The organism is Sulfurimonas hongkongensis, from assembly GCF_000445475.1.
Lineage (GTDB): Bacteria > Campylobacterota > Campylobacteria > Campylobacterales > Sulfurimonadaceae > Sulfurimonas > Sulfurimonas hongkongensis.
Genome location: NZ_AUPZ01000002.1, coordinates 287,813 through 306,775 on the forward strand (window position 1 = coordinate 287,813; position 18,963 = coordinate 306,775).

Sequence of the window (18,963 nt, forward strand, 5' to 3'; positions counted from 1 at the left end):
TATTATTTTGATGGTAGAGTACAATCATGCTCGTCTATAAACTCAAATTTGCCAGATGGGGTATCAAAACCACCTTCACCATAGAGTCCAAGCATAACTCCAAAAGCATCAATCGCTCTTAAGATATCATCTTTATCTCTACACTTTTGTACACCACCACCACAGATTATAATTACTTTTTTACTCTCTACAAGCTCGATTACTCTCTCAATTTCGCCTAAATTAACATCAATCTCTTTTAGTGTAGAGACTATGCGTATAGATTGAGTTAACTCATAAAAATCTTCAAATCCAGCTGTATGTTTTTGCAAGTACTCTTCATCAGCACTCTCATAAATATATAAAAACCTGCAAAGAAGCATAGCAAGAAAAAAATCTCCTTTTGGTTTTATAGAGATATGCAGATCTGCCATCTTGGCAATCTCTGTTTTTATAGGGTCTATTACTATAACTTTTTTATTTTTCAACACCTCAAGTGGCTCTAAACTGCTCAACTTTGGGTTTTTCCCCCAAAAAATAATTACATCTGACTCTTTTATCTCTTTTTGCATCTACTTATCTTTTAGCTCTATAGTTGCTAGTTTTGAGAAGAGTTTTGGAGAGTCTATGATGATTTGAGCTAAGTATTTTGAAATATTTTTTGCATCTGCTATTTTTAAGAGTCTTGATATTTTATAAGAAGTTTTTTCGCCATTTATATATACCACTTTTTCTTTTGCCCCAGCTACGTCAGACTCATCAAGATAGATGCTAAGTTTTGCTTTTGATACATCTGCTACTTTTGCAAGAGGAGTTGAAATATTTACAACCTGACCAGTTTTTACCAAAATTTCATAAAGTATAAAACCCTCATTTTTAAGACTTTTATCTTTTACATCTCGCAAAAGTTGAGCTTGTCTTAATTTTAAGTCCGCTATTTGAACTTTTAAGTTTAGTATCTCTTTTTGTGTGTTTAAGTATTGATTTTCACTTGATATAAGCTCATGATACTCTCTATCTTTTTCAACAGTTGATTTAAACTTCAACTCTTCTATTCTTTTATAGTTTTCTCTCTTTCTCTGGATAGAGTTTTCTAAGTTTAGTAAAACCTCTTCATTAACTTTGACTATATCTTGCAAATATTCTAATTTGTCTTCTATAAATCCCAGCTCTTTTACATCAAGCTCATCATCTATGCGTATATAAGGTTTTGAACCAAGCTTCTTTCCTATCATATCTTCATCTATAAAGAGTACTAACCCTAAAACATTTGAAGATATATCTCTAATCTCGTAAGGTTCTACCTTTGAGTAGTAAACCTTTGCAAATGATAAAGTAAACGTTAAGATCATAATCAATAATATTTTCACTTTTAAAAGCCTTTATTAATTTTGGAGTCATTTTACCATTTCATCGCTAATATTCAAGCATATTTTCATCATATTTTCGCTATTATTGACAAAGTTTTAATTCAAGGGGTAACAATGTCAGTTCTGTCCAAAGTTGATTCTACTACAAATCTAGCTAAAAATAATGAGCTTCAACTTTTAGTTTTTAGAATCAGCAATCATAAAGACTCTGCTTACTATGCAATAAATGTTTTTAAGACAAGAGAAGTTGTTGAATCTAAAAATCATTTCCTAACTCAGATCCCATCATCTCACAAACTGCTTGAAGGAACCATCATACTTCGTGGTCTTCAAATCCCTATACTAAATCTACCAGCCTGGCTAGGAACGACCCTAACAAAGGAAGAGATTAAACAGTCAAACATTCTTATTTGTGACTTTAATGGTGTTATTATTGGTCTTAGAATCATGTCTGCATACAGAGTTATCAAAAAAAATTGGAATGAGATGCACGCTCCTGATAGTTACAGGCTAAAAGACGATGGCGTGGTCATGAACGATACTAGACTCGAAGATGGAAGTCTATGCCTTATACTTGATTATGAAAAACTTTTAGCAGATGTAGTACCTCAGGCTATGGTTGATGTATCAGAGTCTCCTACTAATCTAACTGAATTGGATATTCCTGCAAAACTACTAAAAGGTACGGTTCTTATTGCAGAAGATTCTAAAACTGCACAAAAGCACCTATCTCAAATATTTAAAAATGCAAATATAGATATGAAAATGTTTGACAATGGTAAAAAACTTGTGGATTATGTCTTAGAGTTGCAAGATCCATCTAAGATCCCAGCTATTATTACAGATATTGAGATGCCAGAGATGTCAGGTTTTACAGTCATAAAACTTCTTAGAAATGAGCCAAGAACAAAAAAAATCCCTATCATAGTAAACTCTTCAATGACTGGAAGCAATAACAAAAGAGAAGCCGAAGTTTTAGGAGCAAATGGATTTATTGATAAAACAAAGAGCCATAATGTTATACCGCTTATTATAGAGGCGATAAATACCCAAGAAGTCTTAGCTATAAAAGCTAAATAGTCTCACTGCTCATCCATCAGGATAAGTAGTGAGAACCTCTCTACTGAAAGAGTGAGATAAGAACACCGGCTGCAACGGCTGAGCCAATAACACCCGCAACATTTGGACCCATTGCATGCATTAAGAGCATGTTAGAGCGGTCATATTCCATACCAACTTTGTTTGATACACGAGCAGCCATAGGAACAGCAGACACACCAGCTGAACCTATAAGCGGATTTACCTTGTGCCCAGGAAATAGATTCATAATCTTAGCCATAATAATACCAGACGCAGTTCCAGCAGAAAATGCAATAACACCTAAAGCCATAATAAACATAGTATCAGGAACCAAGAATTGATCAGATGCAAGCTTTGAACCTACACCAAGACCTAAAAAGATTGTTACAATGTTTATAAGTGCATTTTGCAAAGTGTCATTTAATCTCTCAACCACACCTGACTCTTTTAAAAAGTTTCCAAACATAAACGCACCGATAAGCGGAGTTGCGGCTGGAAGAACTAAGATAGCCAAAACTAAAACCATAATAGGAAATATCAACTTCTCTAAGCGAGAGACATGACGAAGCGTAGTCATCTTAATCTTTCTCTCAGCATCTGTTGTTAGTGCTTTCATGATTGGAGGTTGAATGATAGGAACCATAGCCATATATGAGTAAGACGCAACCGCAATAGCTCCAAGAAGTTCAGGTGCTAGTTTTGTGGCTATAAAGATAGAAGTCGGTCCATCTGCTCCACCAATAATAGAGATAGCTGATGCTTGTTGAAGTGTAAAATCAACAAAACCCATTTGTGAAAGTGCCACCGCTCCAACAAGTGTTCCAAAGATACCAAACTGTGCAGCTCCGCCTAGAAGTGCTGTCTTAGGGTTTGATAAGAGTGGTCCAAAGTCAGTCATAGCTCCAACACCCATAAAAATGATGATGGGAAACATCTCATTTGAGAGACCCATACTATAGATAACACCTAAAAAGCCATGTTCACCGGCAATCCCTGCAACTGGAATATTGGCAAGTAACCCACCAAAGGCGATAGGCAAGAGCAACAGAGGTTCAAAACCTTTTTTAATAGCTAAATAAAAGAGCAAAAATGTGATTAGTACCATAATCACACGACCCCACGACTTATGAAAGTCACTCATATCTTCCCCATGGGCACTTTTTTCATTTGGATCTGGATTTATAAGAGCATTTAGACCAGTAGAAGCTAAAAATCCTGAAATCATCTCAGCGAGTGGCTTAGTTTGATAAGTCTCTTCTTTATGAGTTGATGAACCATTAGCAGTCTCTGCACTAGCATGTAAGACACCAAAACTAAGAAGCAAAAGTGCTACTATTTTTATAAGAAAAAATCTCATCGTTTATCCTAGTACTGCTACGACTTGACCTTCAACTACCTTGTCATTAGTAGCAACATTGATAGACTTAACAACGCCACCACGAGGAGACACAACATCTATTTCCATCTTCATAGACTCTAGTATCATAATAACATCGCCCTCATTAACGCTCTGGCCCGGATTTGCCACTATTTTCCAAACATTTCCTGGAAGCAGTGCTTTTATAGAGACTTCATCACCTGAAGCTTTAGCTGGAGCCTCTTTTGGTGTTGATGCTGATGGAGTTATGCTCTCACCATCTACCGCTGTAACTTCAACATTTGCATCACCCTCTGCTACTTGAACACTAAACTTTTGACCATCAACGACTACTGTATAATTTCCACTACCCATATTTGAACTTCCTTCACAATCTTTTTTCATCTCTGATATTTTACGAACATTTAACTCACCCTTGCCTTTTAGAAAAGCAATACCTTTTTCATGACAAGCAGCAGCAATAAAGATATTTTCTTCTGTTATCTCTATATCTTCTTCTTTGAGCTTTTTAATCCAAGTCTCTAGAGATTTGCTCTCATCTACATCAGTTAAATCAAGAACCTTCTGTGTAGTTGGTTCTAAGCCCAGTTTTTCTGAGGCAATTCTTACAATCTCTGGATCTGGAGCAACTGGAGTTTTACCAAAATAACCTAGAACCATCTTTCCATAACCTGGAGCTATAGCTTTCCATGGTCCTTGCATAACATTGTTTAGAGCTTGTTGGAAATAAAACTGAGATACTGGAGTAACACTTGTGCCATAACCACCTTTTTCTACAACCTCAGTCATAGCAGCAATTACTTCTGGAAACTTATCTAGGATGTTATTATCACGCATCATTTGAGTATTTGCAGTAAGAGCGCCTCCCGGCATTGGAGAAAATGGAATGATAGGAGAGACCATAGTAGCTTCAGGAGGCATAAAGTAGTCTGCTAAACAGTTTTGCAACTCTTTTTCATAGGTCAAAATTTTGCCAATTTCTAAACCACCAAGATCATAATCCATACCTTTTGTAGCATGAAGCATAGTTAAGATATCTGGCTGACTTGTTCCACCAGATACTGGAGCTGCTGCCATATCTATACCATCTACGCCAGCCTCTAGTGCCGCCATATAAGCGGAAACTGATACACCAGCAGTCTCATGAGTATGAAGTCTTAAGTGAGTCCCCTCTGGGATTAGTCTGCGAGCCATTTTAATGGTGTCAAAGACTTTTTGTGGGTTTGAAGTTCCAGATGCATCTTTAAAACAGATACTATCATATGGGATACCGCTATCTAAAATCTCACGAAGAGTTTTTTCATAAAACTCAGCAGTGTGGGCACCATGACATCCTGGTGGAAGGTCCATCATAGTCACAACTACTTCATGTTTTAGCCCATGATGAGATATTCTCTCGCCTGAGTACTTTAGGTTTTCAACATCATTGAGTGCATCAAAGTTTCTAATAGTTGTAGTTCCATGTTTTTTGAACATTTTTGCATGAAGGTCTATTAACTCTTTAGAGCCAGTATCTAGCATAACTGTGTTTACACCACGAGCTAGAGTTTGAAGGTTGGCTTCTGGTCCAACAATCTTACGAAATTTGTCCATCATTTCGAAAGCATCTTCTCTCAAATAGAAGTACAAAGATTGAAATCTTGCACCTCCACCAAATTCAAAGTGATTTATTCCCGCTCTTTTGGCCGCTTCTACTGCTGGAAAAAAATCATCCATAAGTACTCGACCGCCAAATACGGACTGAAAACCATCCCTAAATGTTGTATCCATTACATCTATATATTTTTTACCCATTATAATCCTTAACCTTGTCTATGGTGAGAAATCGCAGCACTAATGGCGGCAATAATTTTTTTATTATCTTTTTGATTTGCTGTTTGTGGTTCTAAGCTTGCTGCAGTTGGTTCAGGAAAAAACTTATGAAGTACAGTTGACATAAGATTCATCAACACAATTAGTGTGATTAGAAAAAGAAAAACAGTACCCATTCCTAAAGCCATAAATTTAAAACCCTCTACTATGAGGTTAGTTTCCATAAATCTACCTTTGTTATTACAATTTAGCACAAAAAGTATAGTGTAAAGATGTTTAAATAAAGTTTTGGATTGTTTCGTAGTTTTTCAAACTTGCATTATTGTTACCTTTTGATTATATAATTGCCTCAAAATTCAATCCCAAAGTGATAAAATGGTAAAAAATAGTGTAAAAAAGTTCGGATATATCAACACAATAGAGGGTTATTCTTATCTTCTTTTGCTATTTGTAGCAATGCCCATGAAGTACATGTTTGGTTTTCCAATAGCGGTAAAAATTGTAGGTATGATTCACGGGATATTATTTATAATATTTTGTGCTTTATTAATAAAAGCGTGGGAAGATACAAAGTGGTCTTTTAGTGAGAGTTTGATTTTTTTTATAGCTTCACTTCTTCCTTTTGGTACTTTTTTTACAAAAAGCAGGATAAAAACTTATGAATAACAAAAGAAACATTTTGATAAAATATACTCTAAAATTTAATTTTATGGAGAGACTATGATAGCAGGAATGCATGAACAAGATTTTGTAGCTTATATGATTTTTGGACTAAGTCTAAACTTTTTGTTTTCCATACTTTTTGGCATATATCTTAGTAAAAATATTGGTATACAAGAGATGATGACATCAAAAGGAGATAAAGAGCAGTCTTTACTTGTTAGTTTAAGTCTTTTTATACCTTTTGCAAAGATGCTTATTACACTTTATAGAGTGGCGATTTTACAAATCTACTTTTTAAACAAAGGTTACTCTCATAAAGAGTTTTGGATATATATGACAAACAAACAGAGCTAAGCTACTCATAAAGCTTAGCCGCACATATCTCAAAAATATCCTTCTCCCACAAACCTCTCTTCTCTAGAGAAGCTTTTCTCTGGGCCACATTGAAGTCATCTCTAAACTCTTCATCATCAAATAGAGGTTTTACTAATGCTAACCCCTTAGCTAAGAGAAGTTCTGAGAGAGTCATCTGCCCTTTTGCATACAAAACACACTCACCCTTTTCTTTTGGCACAAAGTGGTATCTCTGCTGTCTTTTTAAGAGTCTTTGAGCAAAGTACTTAAGGTCTGGATATTTAGCATAGATGCTCTCTATCTTCTCTTTGCAGACTGAACCATCATCGGAAATTGCGTAAAGTCTCTCTAGTGTCAAAACACCGTAAGGTCTGCATGTTAAATTGAATTTTGATATATTAAAAGATTGTACCTCATTTGAGTTTACTGAGGTTAAAATTCCAAGTAGCGGCTCTTTGGCATCTAGGTTTAAATTAAGAAGAAGCAATAAGAGTAAAATCTCTGTTATTTTTAGCATATGTAATTTTAACATGATATAATTTAAAAATCTTACTACATTTAATAAAGGTGCAAAACTATATGAGTGATTTTCAACTAAAACTTATCCTTAGTATGTTAGGTGGTGTAGTTTTTTCATTTGTTTTTATCATTTTAGCTTTTGCATTACCACTTGAAGACAAAACACCGACTTTTAAAAAGAAACCTCAAGGTTTGCTTGAAAAAGTATCTGATTCTATTCAGAAAAAAAAGTGAGTGCCCAAATGCACTCACTACGAAAAAATTTATATAGCTTTAGAGATAATTCTGTTTAGTCTTAAGATAAAGTCTGCTGTATCATCAAGCTCTATGCCATCAAAGAGTTTTGCTTGGTCAAGCAGAACATGAGCAGCATCGTTTATAAGATTTTGATCCGCTGAGTTTTTTAGTTTTACAAGAAGTTCATGCTTAGGATTTATCTGTAAAATCGGTGCAGGTGCAGGAGTTCCTGTATCTTGTCCCATCTGCTTCATCATTTGAGCCATCATATAAGCTGGGTCTTCTTTATCCTCTTTTAGTTTAACAGGAGAGTCAACAAGATCTGATGTAGTCTCAACTGATTTAACAGCATCGCCAAGTGCGTCTTTAAACTCTTTTGCTAAACCTTCAAAAGATTTTGCAACCTCTTCTTGCTCTTTTTTCTCATCTTCGCTCTCCTCAAACTTTGCATCAGCTACAGATATAAGCTTGTACTCTTTATACTCAGTTACCATTGGGAAGATGATAGTATCTACTTCTTCATTTAAAACTAAAACATCGATGCCACGAGACTTAAACTTCTCTAGAGCTGGAGATGCTTTTAGCATTGAGAGTGATGCTTTTCCTGTGATGTAGTATATCTCTTTTTTATCTTCATCTACATTTTTAACAAACTCTTCTATCATAACCTTTTCATCAGAGTTTAGTGTATTAAATTTCATTAGCTCTAAGATTTTTTCACGATTTGCAAAGTCACTATATAGACCCTCTTTTAAAACATTTCCAAACTCATTAAAGAACTCTTCGTACTTTTTAGGATCTTTTTTTGCCATCTTTGAGAGTTCTGAGAGAACTTTTTTAACTGAAGCATTTTTTATCTTGTTCATAACTGCGTTTGATTGTAAAATCTCACGAGAAACATTTAGAGGCAAATCTTTTGAGTCAATTACACCTCTTAAGAATCTTAGATAAGTTGGCATCAACTCTTTTTCATCATCTGTAATAAATACACGGTTGATATATAGTTTGATACCAGTTTGGTAATCAACTCTGTACATATCCATCGGTGCTTTACTTGGGATGTAAAAGAGTGTCGTGTACTCTATAGCACCTTCTGCTTTATTGTGCATCCATGTTAGCGGCTCTTCTGATGAGTGAGCTATTGAGCTATAAAAATCTTTATATTCATCATCCGAAATTTCATTTTTTGAAATTGTCCATAGTGCATTTGCACGATTTATTTGAGTATTTTCTATCTCTGTACGTGATGGCTCAGTCTCTTTACCATCATCATCTGTAACTGCGGGAATATGCTTCTCTTTATCCATAAAAATAGCAAAAGGGATGTGATTTGAATACTTTTTGATGATACTCTCGATTCTATGAGTCTCTAAAAACTCTTCTTCATCATCGTTTAGATGCATAACTATAGTAGTTCCGTGAGAGTCTCTTGAACTTTTTGATATTTCAAACTCGCCATCACCAGCACTAGTCCATAAAAATGCTTGCGTCTCGCCTGCTTTTTTAGTTATAACTTCTACCTTGTTTGCAACCATAAAAGAAGCATAAAAACCAACACCAAACTGACCTATAAGATTAGAATCTTGTTTTTGATCACCAGTAAGATTTTCTAAAAATGCTTTAGTTCCAGACTTAGCGATAGTTCCCAAGTTGTTCATTAAATCCTCTTCATTCATACCAATACCAGAGTCTTTAACAGTTAGAGTTTTCGTCTCTTTATCGGCAATAATGTCGATTCTAGGAGCAAAAGTCACACCTTTGTACTTCTCATCTGTTAAAACTAACATATTTAGTTTATCAAGTGCATCTGATGCATTTGAGACAAGCTCACGAAGAAATATCTCTTTGTTTGAATATAGTGAGTGTATCATTAAGTTTAGTATTTGATTTGCTTCTGTTTGAAATTGATGTTTTGCCATCTTAAATGTCCTTTTTTTAAATTTTAAGTATATTACCAAAAAATAGTTAATAGTTACAAATGATATCAAAAAAGTTTAGCCTATATGGCTCACATATTTTTAGTCTATTAGCATTTTACATAGTTTAGCTATAATCATACAACTTAAAAGTAAGGTATAGAAGTGGATAATGAAATTTTAGAGATGCTTGAGGCAACTCCAAAACTAGAATCAAAAAAGTGCAAAATCATCTCTTTTCTTATAAGAGTTTTTTTACAGTTTGGCATATATATTGTTGCACTTATAGTCTGGTATATACAAGACTATTTTATAGCTATAGCATCTTTGATAGCTAGTTACATAGTTATGGGCATCATCCGCTCTAAAGTTAGAAATAGTGTCATTCCTCCAAAACAAAGAGAACATCAGTATAGTGACAAAGAGATTGCTGACTGGTTTGTAGCAAGAGAGTTTTGCTTTAAGACAAGTAAAAATGAGCTAGAGGTTTTATAAAACTATGTTTATAAAAAAGTTCGAGCTTCTTTTCTTAGGCATCATAGTCCTAGCATCTTTAATCTTAGCAAAGAACTTCTATGATGACTATAGTTTTAAAACCAACGACATACCCCAAAGTTACAAAGACCGCATAGCACAAAAAGAGCAAGAAGTTATTTGGCTTATGCAAAAAAATTACGGTTTTAGCTTTAGGGTCCCTTTAATAGTTACAGATAGATTTAAAGGTAGACTCTATGGTCTTACAGCTTACAAAAATGGCGAGATAAAAATCTACCTAAACAAAAAAGTAATGCAAGAGAGTATGGACTATATGGTAGATAGCGTTATCGCGCATGAGTATGCTCACGCACTTATGTTTAAGCTCAAAAACTTCACAAAAGGTGATGGACATTCAAAAGAGTGGCAAAAGGCTTGTTTAAAGCTCGGTGGCACAAAGTGTGAGCAATATGTAAATAGTCACGATGTTGTGATGGGCAAGCTGCCCTTTTAGCAATTTAGTCCTACTTTAAACAAACAAACAAACAAACAAACCAATCATGACTTGAAGATAAGATAAAAATGTTTACAAAGCAGAGATAGCATCATAAGCTGTATCCATTACCCTATCTATCTCTTCTTTTGTGATGGTATATGGTGGCATAAAGTAGACTACATGACCAAGTGGCCTTAGCAGTACTCCATGCTCTAGCGCATAAGTATAAACTCTCAAGCCTACTCTATCTTCGCTCTTATAACCTTTTAAGTCGATGGCACATATCATTCCTGTTTGTCTGATGGATGCTACATTTTTTAGCCCTTTAAACTTCTCTAATTTTTCAGCCATATACGCTGCCGTTTTTCTGTTTTGCTCTATTACGTTATCTTTTTCAAAAATATCAAGAGTTGCATTTGCAGCCGCACATGCAAGTGCATTTCCTGTATATGAGTGAGAGTGTAAAAATGCCTTGTGTTCGTTGTAATCACAATAAAACTTAGCATATATCTCATCTGAGGTTAAAACGACAGAGAGAGGAAGATAACCACCAGTGAGTCCTTTTGATAGCACCATAAAATCAGGTGTAATTCCAGCACTCTCACACGCAAAAAGCTCTCCTGTTCGTCCAAAACCGACCATAACTTCATCTGCTATTAAGTGCACATCATACCTTGAGCAAATCTCGCGCACTAAAACTAAAAATTCTCTATCGTACATATGCATATATCCAGCGCCTTGAACAAGAGGCTCTAGTATGATTGCACTTATCTCGTGAGACCTCTCTTTGCACAGCTCTTCAAATTTTTGTGCGGCCTCTTTTGCAGAGGTAACACTTGTATCACTTGGAACTGGAGTTTGTATGGTCTTTAGTAAAAGTGGCTCATAAGTCTGCTTGTAGAGTTCTACATCGCCAACACTCAGCGCTCCAATAGTCTCGCCATGGTAAGAGTTTGTGAGTGAGACAAAGATATCTTTGCCAATTTTTTTATCATTTTTATGAGCATGATAGCTCATCTTTAGGGTCACTTCTATAGCGCTTGAACCATTATCAGAGTAAAAACACTTACTTAGTCCATCTGGCGTTAACTCCACGAGTCTCTCAGAGAGTTTTACAACTGGCTCATGAGTAAAACCCGCTAAAATTACATGCTCTAGACTATTTAACTGCTCCTTTATCTTCTCATTTATATAAGCATTTGTGTGCCCGAAAATATTTACCCACCAGCTACTAACAGCATCGATAAAAATATTTTCTTCAAAGTCTTCAAGATATACTCCATAAGCTCTTTTTATAGGGATAAGTGGCAGTGTTTCATGGTCTTTCATCTGAGTACAAGGATGCCACAAAACTTCCAAGTCTCTTTTTTTTAGTTCTTCATTCTTCATAGATCAAACACACCTTTAACATTTAAGATAAACTCTAACTTCGATGTGGAGTATAACAATATGGAGTGGATATGAAGCTGAAATAAGCCAAAGCTTCTAAGCTCTAAAAGGTCTTAGAAACTTTTTTAACAAACTATAATCTTTTATTGAGTTGGATCCTGAATCAAAACAAGAGAATCACTTTTTGCTATACAAAAATGTTTCTTTAGAGTTCAGAATGACGCGTGTTTTGTCATTTTGTGTTTGACACGGAATCTAGTTTATAGATTAACAAGAAGGTTCAATTTTTATCTAAAATTATTTTACTTCTATAGCTTTTGGTTTAAGAGACTCTTCTCTCTCAAGATCTATTATAAGTCTCCCGTTTTTGTACTCTGCATTTATCTTTTCTTGATCAATCCCTTTAGGAAGAGTAAAGCTTCTCTCAAACCTACCGAATGAACTCTCTAGATGATAATAGTCTTCCCTGTTTATCTCTTTTCTCATCCTACGCTCACCACTAATAGTTAAGATATTATTATCAATTTTTACTTCGATATCCTCCTTTTTAACACCAGGTAAATCAATTTCGACATGAAAATCTCCACCCTTCTTTTTCGCCAAGTTTGCAAAAGGGAGATGACTAGCAACATTACTCAACACCTCCTTGCCTTTTTCAAACCCTTTTTCTAAGCTCTCTTCTATCTCATTTCCTATCTCTTTAGTTTTTTCAATAAAGCTCATAATAAACCTCCTATTTAATCTCTATTTTTTTTGACTTTTTCTCTACTTTTTGAAACTTTGGTATGATCACTTCTAAGACACCATCTTGCGATTCTGCACGTATATTTTCAATATCTACATTCTCAGGCAGAGTAAAACTTCTTTCAAATTTTCCATAACTACTCTCTATTTTATAGTAGTCCTCTTTTTCAACCTCTTCTTTAGTCTTTCTTTCACCTGAGATTGTTACAACATTATCTTTTACATCTACATTGATATCCTCTTTTTTCATACCTGGCAGATCCAACTCTACATGGTAAGCATGTTCTCCCTCCCGCGTGTTGACTAAAGGTTCAAAATCAGCCTTGCTAATTGTTGCCATACCACCCATAAAATTATCTAAGAATGAGTTGAAACTATTAAATCCTCTTTGAAACTCTCGCATATCTCTAGTTGGGTTATATTTTGTAATGTACATTTTTAACTCCTTATTTTTATTTGCAGTATTAGTCTAGTCTATTTAATAAAATAAGTCTGCCACTTTAGTGGCACTTTAAAAAAAATCAACTACGGGAAAGTTTACTAAATATAGATAAAGATATAATAAACATGGAAACGCCAGCAATTAAATAAAAAGCATAAGTCATATCACTGTATTCTTTTGAGAGTATAATTTTAAAAATAAATATCAATCCTTCTATTGATATCGCAACAATTATTGAAATTAAAAATTTAATAAAAACTCTGCTGCTATTGCCTTTTTCTGCTTCTTGTCTATAAATAACTTCATGTTCCAATAAGTTCTTACCCAAATCAAAAATAGCCAATCCTAATGTAATTGAAACAATAGATTTAAATGTGGCTTCTATTAATGTTGAATCATAGTAGAGCAGGTACGAGCCAAAAGTTAGAATAGAGTATAAAATTAAAATTGCAGATAATAGATACAGTCCGTATCCTATAGTAGCATAAAAAAATTTATTTGTTTTTATAAAAAATGTGCCATGTGTGACATAGTTTAACTCTTCTAATAAATCAATTAAATCAAAATCCATTACTAAATAGTTCTTTTCTATCTTTTTAATGACTGTAATAATGGTACGACCTGTTGATATGGACACATAAGGAGAGCTAACATATTTTCCACCTTTTATAACTCTCTTTTCAAAAGTAACTATTCTATCTATTGGTAATGGTGCCGTATCCTTCTTATCTCTTATAAGTTTTGCTTTGGATTGTTGATAATTATCATCTGTAACATAAAGCATTTGTAGTGATTTAAATGTTTTAAAAAAGCTACTTAGATGTTTATCTGTAAGCTCGTTAGTAACATTATTGGAAATATTATCAAGTAAAAATCTTTCAATATTTTCTTTGTTTTTTTTATAAATAATAATCGCCTGTATCATCTACAACCCTCCTAAACTGTGTAGTAATAGGCAAGAGACTAATTGTTTAGCCTTTATGTTTGATTATTCACTGCTATCTTTTTTACTCCCTCTATCAGCTAATGTAACTCTTTATAGCTTGTGCTGCTTTGACTGATATACCCCATCTGACTTACCAAACCAATCATTAGCACCTCTATAAATCAAATCGTTACTGTTAGCAAAATTGAAGTTGTAATCATAAAAAAGAAGAACAAGAAGAACAATCCAACTCTTCCTCGTTTTACGAATTTAAGTCTAGTCTATTTAATAAAATAAGTCTGCCACTTTAGTGGCACTTAAGATAGAGGAAGGCTGTCTAGAAGTTTTTGTGCGTCTTTTATTTCAATATTTTTACGCTTGACAGTGATCATATCATCATCTTTTAGTTGTTGAATATGTCGATTAAGCACTTTTCTTACAGTTCCTATTATACTTGCAATTACTTCGTGTGAAAGATTTTGTAAGAGATTGCGCTTGCTAGGATTTTCATGATTTGTAGTTTTTGAAATTAGCTTTATAAGTCTCTCTGAAACACTATAAAGCGAGAGGTCCAAAGCAAGCTCCTCCCTCTCTCTTAACTGATTTGAAACATATGGAAAAAGTATTTTATTAAAATTTTGATCCTCTTGCATCCATTTTCTAACGATCTCAATAGGAAAACATACGATTTTAACTTCATCTAGTGCATACAATAGATTTTCATGTAGCTTACCATCAAGAAGCGTAACTACATCATACATATCGCCATTAGTTAAGATGGTGATAATCTGCTCTTTAGCATTCTTTAGATTCACTTGTGAAACTTTAATTCTGCCCTCAAGTACAAAAAAGAATTTTTTCGTTAGCTCTTGGGGTGTTAAAACCATTTCATCTTTTGAAAAAAACAAAACTCGTCCATAGCTCTCTACATCTTGATGAAATTTACTTTGAACAATATCAATAGGATATTCGACTTGCACAATCACTCCTGCTAGATTCAAAATAAAAATACTATTATTTTAGCATAAAATCTAATTAAACCATTGTAACAAAACCTAAATCATCTTCACTTAAATTTCACTATTTTAAATCTGTACAAATTAAACTCTCGCAACCCTTTTATCAAGGTTTAATGAGAATTTACATAGAATTACGAAAATATCGCGCTATAAGGTAACAATACATGATTTCATGGATGCAAAGACATAAAAAATATCTCATTATAACTATTTGGATTTCAACTATAGCTTTCGTCGGAGCAGGCTTTGTTGGATGGGGGCAATACTCTTATGGAGACAAGGCTGGAGCTGCTGCAAAGGTTGGAGACGTTGAGATAACCATAGGTGAACTTCAAAAAACTTACTCAAATCTTTACGCTCAATACAACGAGATGTTTCAAGGCAACTTTGATGAAGAAAAAGCAAAAAGTTTCGGACTCCAATCGCAGGCGCTAAAACAGCTTATAAACCAAGCACTTGTTTTAAATCTTGGTATCTCTTATGACTTAGATGTAAGTGAAAAAGAGATTTTAGAGAGACTCAAGACTAAGGAATTTTTCTTTAAAGATGGTGTTTTTGATAAAGAGATTTATAAGCAGGTTTTATCAAGAAATAACATGACTACAAAAGAGTATGAAGCAGATATAAAAAAAGAGCTTTTGATACAAAAAACCTTAGCTTTATTGCCAGTTGATGTAAGTAAAAATGAACTTGATATCATAGAAAATATCTTAAATATAGCAGATAAGATAGAGTATAAAGTAATAAGTGATGAAAAAATCTCAGTTGACACTTCAGATGAAGTTCTTATGCCATATTGGGAAAAAAACAAACAAAACTTTATGAGTGAAGTCATGTATGAAGTTAAGTTTATAAAGCAGCCAAGAGTCTCTGGTAAGTATGAAGATAAAGAGATACGAGAGTACTATGAAGAGAACAAGATTAACTTCAAAGATACAGATGCAAAGATACTTCCATTTGAGGGCGCAAAAGCATCAGTAATAGCCAAACTTGATGCAAAAGAAACTAAAGATACAGCTCTTAGAGCTTACATAGACTACAAAAAAGGAACTCTCGCTCCTGATATAGAGGTAACAACTACTATTATCTCAGCTTCAAATAACCCTTATAATGACGAAGTTTTAGAAGCTATTTCAAAAACATCTCCTACATCTCCACTGTTAAAGCCAATCTTAGTAGGAGATGAGTACTTTACATTTGAACTGATAAAAACTATCCCATCAAGTGTAAAGAGTTATGAAGATGCTAAAGATGAGATTTTGCCAAAATATGTTCAAGAGCAAAAAAACAACAAGCTCTTAGAGTTAGCTAAAAACTCAGTTAAGACGTTTAAAGGAGACTCTACAGATTTTATAACAAATCAAGATGCAAACAAGATTGCAAATCTTCAAGAGACAGAGGCAAACGAATTTTTAAACGCTCTTTTTGCAACAGACAAAAAAAGAGGATTTATAGCTTTAAATAGTGGAAAAATTGTTCTTTATAACATCTTGGAACAAAAACTGCTTGAGAATTCTAATAACAACCCTAACAACCCTATAGTTAGGATAAAGAGTGACTTGTTTAACGAAGGTTTGGTAAAAAACCTCCAAAACAAGTACAAAACAGAGATATTTATTCAAGGACTCTAAGTTGAGCAGAACTGTTTTAGCCATAGATGTTGGTTCCACAAAGATATGCGCTATCATTGCTGAAATTGCCGATGATAATTCAGTATCTATAACGGGTGCTGGTATTTCTAAAGCGCAAGGTTTAAAAAGAGGAAGCATAACAAATATAGAGTTAGCCTCAAAATCTATAAAAACTGCAATAAATGATGCAAAAAGAGTCTCTGGTAGTGATGTCAAAACTGCTATAGTCTCTATATCTGGTGCATACACTAAAAGTCTAAACTCAAACGGTATAGTTAACATTCAAAACAAAGAAGTAAGTTTTAAAGAGATTGAGCGAGTTATGAACACCTCTGTTTATAACGCCAACATACCAAACGAGTATGAGATACTCCATGCTCTTCCATATAACTTTAAGGTCGATGATCAGGATTTTATAGAAGACCCGCTTGGTATGAATGCTTCAAGACTTGAAGTTGAAGCACACATCATAACTACTCAAAAGTCAAACCTAAACAACCTAAAAAAAGCTGTTCGTGGAGCTGGTGTGGAGGTAGAAAATGTAGTACTCAATGGCTATGCATCTTCTATAGCTACTCTAAATCCTGATGAAAAAGAGCTAGGCGTTGCCGTTATTGATATGGGTGGAAACACGAGCAATATAACCATCCACTCTGGTAATTCCATCAGATATAATGACTTTTTGGGAGTCGGCTCGAACCATGTTACAAGTGACTTATCTATGGCTCTACATACTCCACTCAATATTGCCGATAGTGTAAAGCTAAGTTATGGCTCACTTCTTGCTCCTAGCAATGAGCTTATAGAGCTTCCAATTATAGGTGATGAGGAGACTACTCACGAGGTCTCTCTTGAAGTAGTTCACAATGTCATCTTTGCAAGAGTTGAAGAGACACTTATGATACTAGCCCAGTTTATAGAAAATAGCGGTCTTAAAGATCAGCTAGGAGCTGGTATAGTTCTAACTGGTGGTTTCTCAAAGATGGAAGGCATCAGAGAGTTAGCTGTAGCTACATTTGGTTCAGTGCCTGTTCGCCTTGCTCGCCCAATAGAAATGGACGGACTTTTTGACAACTTAAGAAGTGCGGAGTTCTCAAGTGCTATCGGTTTGGTTATGTATAGTGCAAAATACTACACTCCTTATGAGATAGATGTAAACAAAAGAGTTCGGCACTCAAACGAGACACCTGTTTCACAAAGTAAGGTAAACTTCTCTACTGAGAGTGAGATTCCTATTGCACCCTCGGCTGAAGAAGAGCAAGAGCAAAAAATGGTTTCTTTGGAATCTAAAAAAGATAAAAAAAACGATGAAGCTGGAGTTTTTAGCAAATTTTGGAACTGGGCAACCCAGCTATTTTAAGGAGTAAGATTATGGAACCATATGTAATTGAAGAAGCAAGCAACCTAAGTGGAGCAAGAATAATAGCAGTAGGCGTAGGTGGCGGTGGTGGTAACATGATCGGTCATATGATTAAAGAGGGTGTTTGTGGCATCGAGATGATTATGATAAACACTGATGCTCAAGTTCTTTATGAAGCAGAGAGCGCATCTAAGATTCAGATAGGTACAAAGCTTACTAAGGGTCTTGGTGCTGGAATGAAGCCCGCTATTGGAAAAGACTCAGCGCTAGAGAGCTATGATGAGATTAGAGACGCTCTTGATGGTGCTGATATAGTCTTTATATCAGCAGGTCTAGGCGGTGGAACTGGGACTGGTGCTGCTCCTGTTATTGCCCAAATAGCAAAAGAAGTTGGGGCTTTAACTATCTCTATAGTTACGAAACCTTTCTCCTTTGAGGGCAAAAAACGTCTAAAACTTGCTGAATCTGGACTAGAAGAGCTTAAGCTTGAGAGCGACTCTATTGTAGTTATTCCAAATGACAAGCTACTCTCCATCATAGATAGAAGACTCGGACTAAAAGAGAGTTTTAAGATAGTTGATGGTGTTTTAGCTCAAGCTGTGAGTGGAACCTCGGGTGTAATACTTGCGAGTGGTGAAAATGATATAAATCTAGACTTTGCCGACTTGCAAACTGTAATGAGTCATAAAGGTATGGCACTTATGGGCGTTGGTGAATATGAGGGTGAAAATGCTGCTTATGAAGCTATTAAAGCAGCAATTGAGTCACCTCTACTTGACAACATGACAATTAACGGAGCTATGGGTGTTTTAGTTCACTTCAAGATGCATCCAGATTTTCCACTTATGGAGATATCAGATGCTATGAATGTTGTACATGAGAGTGCACACGAAGATGCAGAGGTTATCTTTGGTACATCTACAGATGCGACTATTGAGCCAAATTATATAAAAATAACTATAATTGCAACAGGCTTTGAAAAAGATATGGGCACAGGTTCCAATAATGAAGACTTTGTAAGTGAAGAGCCACAAGCAAAAATAAAACTTCGTCCAAAATTAGTAGTTGGTGGAGAATATGATGAGAATTACTTGGATATTCCTTCATATATGAGACAACAACAGGATTAAAGATATTGTCGTCTTGGCTTACTGATTGAGATCAAAAGCTTGACT

Annotated in this window: 21 protein-coding genes; 9 read left to right on the top strand and 12 right to left on the bottom strand. The window is 34.8% G+C overall.

Translation table 11 applies throughout. The features are described from left to right. Nucleotides 1-2: 2 nt before the first annotated feature. Both M947_RS13900 and M947_RS13905 read right to left on the bottom strand, forming a co-directional pair. On the bottom strand, nucleotides 3-551 hold the full coding sequence (locus M947_RS13900; protein WP_021286643.1) for a molybdopterin-dependent oxidoreductase: 549 nt from the start codon (nucleotides 549-551) through the stop codon (nucleotides 3-5). Beyond that, a complete protein-coding gene (locus tag M947_RS13905; RefSeq protein ID WP_031347813.1) occupies nucleotides 552-1,349 on the bottom strand; it encodes an efflux RND transporter periplasmic adaptor subunit in 798 nt (265 codons plus the stop codon). A 114-nt stretch (nucleotides 1,350-1,463) separates the two neighbouring features. Between M947_RS13905 and M947_RS13910 the strand changes: the two genes are divergently transcribed. Further along, nucleotides 1,464-2,429 carry a chemotaxis protein gene (locus tag M947_RS13910; RefSeq protein WP_021286645.1) on the top strand — a complete coding sequence of 322 codons (966 nt, stop codon included), beginning with the start codon at nucleotides 1,464-1,466 and terminating at the stop codon, nucleotides 2,427-2,429. 40 nt (nucleotides 2,430-2,469) lie between these two features. Here M947_RS13910 and M947_RS13915 read toward each other — a convergent pair whose 3' ends face one another. Genes M947_RS13915 through M947_RS13925 form a run of 3 tightly spaced genes read right to left on the bottom strand, consistent with a single transcriptional unit; the run spans nucleotide 2,470 to nucleotide 5,843 of the window. Then, complete coding sequence (locus tag M947_RS13915) at nucleotides 2,470-3,786, bottom strand: sodium ion-translocating decarboxylase subunit beta (RefSeq protein WP_021286646.1); 1,317 nt, start codon at nucleotides 3,784-3,786, stop codon at nucleotides 2,470-2,472. Between the two features lie 3 nt (nucleotides 3,787-3,789). Next, nucleotides 3,790-5,601 carry a biotin/lipoyl-containing protein gene (locus tag M947_RS13920; protein ID WP_021286647.1) on the bottom strand — a complete coding sequence of 604 codons (1,812 nt, stop codon included), beginning with the start codon at nucleotides 5,599-5,601 and terminating at the stop codon, nucleotides 3,790-3,792. A gap of 8 nt (nucleotides 5,602-5,609) precedes the next feature. Then, a complete protein-coding gene (locus tag M947_RS13925; RefSeq protein ID WP_021286648.1) occupies nucleotides 5,610-5,843 on the bottom strand; it encodes an OadG family protein in 234 nt (77 codons plus the stop codon). 151 nt (nucleotides 5,844-5,994) lie between these two features. Between M947_RS13925 and M947_RS13930 the strand changes: the two genes are divergently transcribed. Then, on the top strand, nucleotides 5,995-6,285 hold the full coding sequence (locus M947_RS13930; protein WP_021286649.1) for a DUF3817 domain-containing protein: 291 nt from the start codon (nucleotides 5,995-5,997) through the stop codon (nucleotides 6,283-6,285). Nucleotides 6,286-6,339: 54 nt separating this feature from the next. Next, nucleotides 6,340-6,636 carry a hypothetical protein gene (locus M947_RS13935; protein ID WP_021286650.1) on the top strand — a complete coding sequence of 99 codons (297 nt, stop codon included), beginning with the start codon at nucleotides 6,340-6,342 and terminating at the stop codon, nucleotides 6,634-6,636. A 1-nt stretch (nucleotide 6,637) separates the two neighbouring features. Here M947_RS13935 and M947_RS13940 read toward each other — a convergent pair whose 3' ends face one another. Beyond that, nucleotides 6,638-7,168, bottom strand: a complete 531-nt coding sequence (locus M947_RS13940) for a hypothetical protein (protein ID WP_021286651.1) — start codon at nucleotides 7,166-7,168, stop codon at nucleotides 6,638-6,640. A gap of 47 nt (nucleotides 7,169-7,215) precedes the next feature. Between M947_RS13940 and M947_RS23600 the strand changes: the two genes are divergently transcribed. After that, nucleotides 7,216-7,389 carry a hypothetical protein gene (locus M947_RS23600; RefSeq protein WP_021286652.1) on the top strand — a complete coding sequence of 58 codons (174 nt, stop codon included), beginning with the start codon at nucleotides 7,216-7,218 and terminating at the stop codon, nucleotides 7,387-7,389. Nucleotides 7,390-7,418: 29 nt separating this feature from the next. Here M947_RS23600 and htpG read toward each other — a convergent pair whose 3' ends face one another. After that, entirely contained in the window at nucleotides 7,419-9,311 is a 1,893-nt protein-coding gene (gene htpG, locus M947_RS13945; protein ID WP_021286653.1) for a molecular chaperone HtpG, read from the bottom strand. A gap of 162 nt (nucleotides 9,312-9,473) precedes the next feature. Between htpG and M947_RS13950 the strand changes: the two genes are divergently transcribed. Together M947_RS13950 and M947_RS13955 are read left to right on the top strand one after the other, a co-directional pair. Further along, nucleotides 9,474-9,803, top strand: a complete 330-nt coding sequence (locus tag M947_RS13950; protein WP_021286654.1) for a hypothetical protein — start codon at nucleotides 9,474-9,476, stop codon at nucleotides 9,801-9,803. 4 nt (nucleotides 9,804-9,807) lie between these two features. Continuing rightward, nucleotides 9,808-10,296, top strand: a complete 489-nt coding sequence (locus M947_RS13955) for a SprT-like domain-containing protein (RefSeq protein ID WP_021286655.1) — start codon at nucleotides 9,808-9,810, stop codon at nucleotides 10,294-10,296. A gap of 72 nt (nucleotides 10,297-10,368) precedes the next feature. On the opposite strand, the gene M947_RS13960 is transcribed toward M947_RS13955, so the two are convergent. The 5 genes from M947_RS13960 to M947_RS13980 all read right to left on the bottom strand — a co-directional run bounded on the left by M947_RS13960 (nucleotide 10,369) and on the right by M947_RS13980 (nucleotide 14,758). Continuing rightward, nucleotides 10,369-11,667 (bottom strand): adenosylmethionine--8-amino-7-oxononanoate transaminase, encoded by a 1,299-nt coding sequence (locus tag M947_RS13960; protein ID WP_021286656.1) that lies wholly within the window; start codon nucleotides 11,665-11,667, stop codon nucleotides 10,369-10,371. Between the two features lie 297 nt (nucleotides 11,668-11,964). Then, the gene (locus M947_RS13965; protein WP_021286657.1) at nucleotides 11,965-12,390 is read right to left on the bottom strand and encodes an Hsp20/alpha crystallin family protein; all 426 of its coding nucleotides are present in this window, start codon (nucleotides 12,388-12,390) and stop codon (nucleotides 11,965-11,967) included. Between the two features lie 10 nt (nucleotides 12,391-12,400). Beyond that, complete coding sequence (locus tag M947_RS13970; RefSeq protein ID WP_021286658.1) at nucleotides 12,401-12,847, bottom strand: Hsp20/alpha crystallin family protein; 447 nt, start codon at nucleotides 12,845-12,847, stop codon at nucleotides 12,401-12,403. 85 nt (nucleotides 12,848-12,932) lie between these two features. Further along, nucleotides 12,933-13,778, bottom strand: a complete 846-nt coding sequence (locus M947_RS13975; protein WP_021286659.1) for an RNA-binding protein — start codon at nucleotides 13,776-13,778, stop codon at nucleotides 12,933-12,935. Between the two features lie 317 nt (nucleotides 13,779-14,095). After that, entirely contained in the window at nucleotides 14,096-14,758 is a 663-nt protein-coding gene (locus M947_RS13980) for a Crp/Fnr family transcriptional regulator (protein ID WP_021286660.1), read from the bottom strand. 203 nt (nucleotides 14,759-14,961) lie between these two features. On the opposite strand from M947_RS13980, the gene M947_RS13985 reads away from it, so the two are divergent. Genes M947_RS13985 through ftsZ form a run of 3 tightly spaced genes read left to right on the top strand, consistent with a single transcriptional unit; the run spans nucleotide 14,962 to nucleotide 18,918 of the window. Further along, nucleotides 14,962-16,428: a peptidylprolyl isomerase gene (locus M947_RS13985; RefSeq protein ID WP_021286661.1), complete on the top strand. Its 1,467-nt coding sequence runs from the start codon at nucleotides 14,962-14,964 to the stop codon at nucleotides 16,426-16,428. A gap of 1 nt (nucleotide 16,429) precedes the next feature. Next, nucleotides 16,430-17,788 (top strand): cell division protein FtsA, encoded by a 1,359-nt coding sequence (ftsA, locus tag M947_RS13990; protein ID WP_021286662.1) that lies wholly within the window; start codon nucleotides 16,430-16,432, stop codon nucleotides 17,786-17,788. A gap of 11 nt (nucleotides 17,789-17,799) precedes the next feature. Continuing rightward, complete coding sequence (gene ftsZ, locus M947_RS13995) at nucleotides 17,800-18,918, top strand: cell division protein FtsZ (RefSeq protein WP_021286663.1); 1,119 nt, start codon at nucleotides 17,800-17,802, stop codon at nucleotides 18,916-18,918. Nucleotides 18,919-18,963: the final 45 nt, after the last annotated feature.

What these genes read in the sequence shown, in the direction of transcription:
- M947_RS13900 (WP_021286643.1), bottom strand. Translation starts at nt 551, where the DNA reads ATGCAAAAAGAGATAAAAGAGTCAGATGTAATTATTTTTTGGGGGAAA.
- M947_RS13910 (WP_021286645.1), top strand. Translation starts at nt 1,464, where the DNA reads ATGTCAGTTCTGTCCAAAGTTGATTCTACTACAAATCTAGCTAAAAAT.
- M947_RS13915 (WP_021286646.1), bottom strand. Translation starts at nt 3,786, where the DNA reads ATGAGATTTTTTCTTATAAAAATAGTAGCACTTTTGCTTCTTAGTTTT.
- M947_RS13920 (WP_021286647.1), bottom strand. Translation starts at nt 5,601, where the DNA reads ATGGGTAAAAAATATATAGATGTAATGGATACAACATTTAGGGATGGT.
- M947_RS13925 (WP_021286648.1), bottom strand. Translation starts at nt 5,843, where the DNA reads ATGGAAACTAACCTCATAGTAGAGGGTTTTAAATTTATGGCTTTAGGA.
- M947_RS13930 (WP_021286649.1), top strand. Translation starts at nt 5,995, where the DNA reads ATGGTAAAAAATAGTGTAAAAAAGTTCGGATATATCAACACAATAGAG.
- M947_RS13935 (WP_021286650.1), top strand. Translation starts at nt 6,340, where the DNA reads ATGATAGCAGGAATGCATGAACAAGATTTTGTAGCTTATATGATTTTT.
- M947_RS13940 (WP_021286651.1), bottom strand. Translation starts at nt 7,168, where the DNA reads ATGTTAAAATTACATATGCTAAAAATAACAGAGATTTTACTCTTATTG.
- M947_RS23600 (WP_021286652.1), top strand. Translation starts at nt 7,216, where the DNA reads ATGAGTGATTTTCAACTAAAACTTATCCTTAGTATGTTAGGTGGTGTA.
- htpG (WP_021286653.1), bottom strand. Translation starts at nt 9,311, where the DNA reads ATGGCAAAACATCAATTTCAAACAGAAGCAAATCAAATACTAAACTTA.
- M947_RS13955 (WP_021286655.1), top strand. Translation starts at nt 9,808, where the DNA reads ATGTTTATAAAAAAGTTCGAGCTTCTTTTCTTAGGCATCATAGTCCTA.
- M947_RS13960 (WP_021286656.1), bottom strand. Translation starts at nt 11,667, where the DNA reads ATGAAGAATGAAGAACTAAAAAAAAGAGACTTGGAAGTTTTGTGGCAT.
- M947_RS13965 (WP_021286657.1), bottom strand. Translation starts at nt 12,390, where the DNA reads ATGAGCTTTATTGAAAAAACTAAAGAGATAGGAAATGAGATAGAAGAG.
- M947_RS13970 (WP_021286658.1), bottom strand. Translation starts at nt 12,847, where the DNA reads ATGTACATTACAAAATATAACCCAACTAGAGATATGCGAGAGTTTCAA.
- M947_RS13975 (WP_021286659.1), bottom strand. Translation starts at nt 13,778, where the DNA reads ATGATACAGGCGATTATTATTTATAAAAAAAACAAAGAAAATATTGAA.
- M947_RS13985 (WP_021286661.1), top strand. Translation starts at nt 14,962, where the DNA reads ATGATTTCATGGATGCAAAGACATAAAAAATATCTCATTATAACTATT.
- ftsZ (WP_021286663.1), top strand. Translation starts at nt 17,800, where the DNA reads ATGGAACCATATGTAATTGAAGAAGCAAGCAACCTAAGTGGAGCAAGA.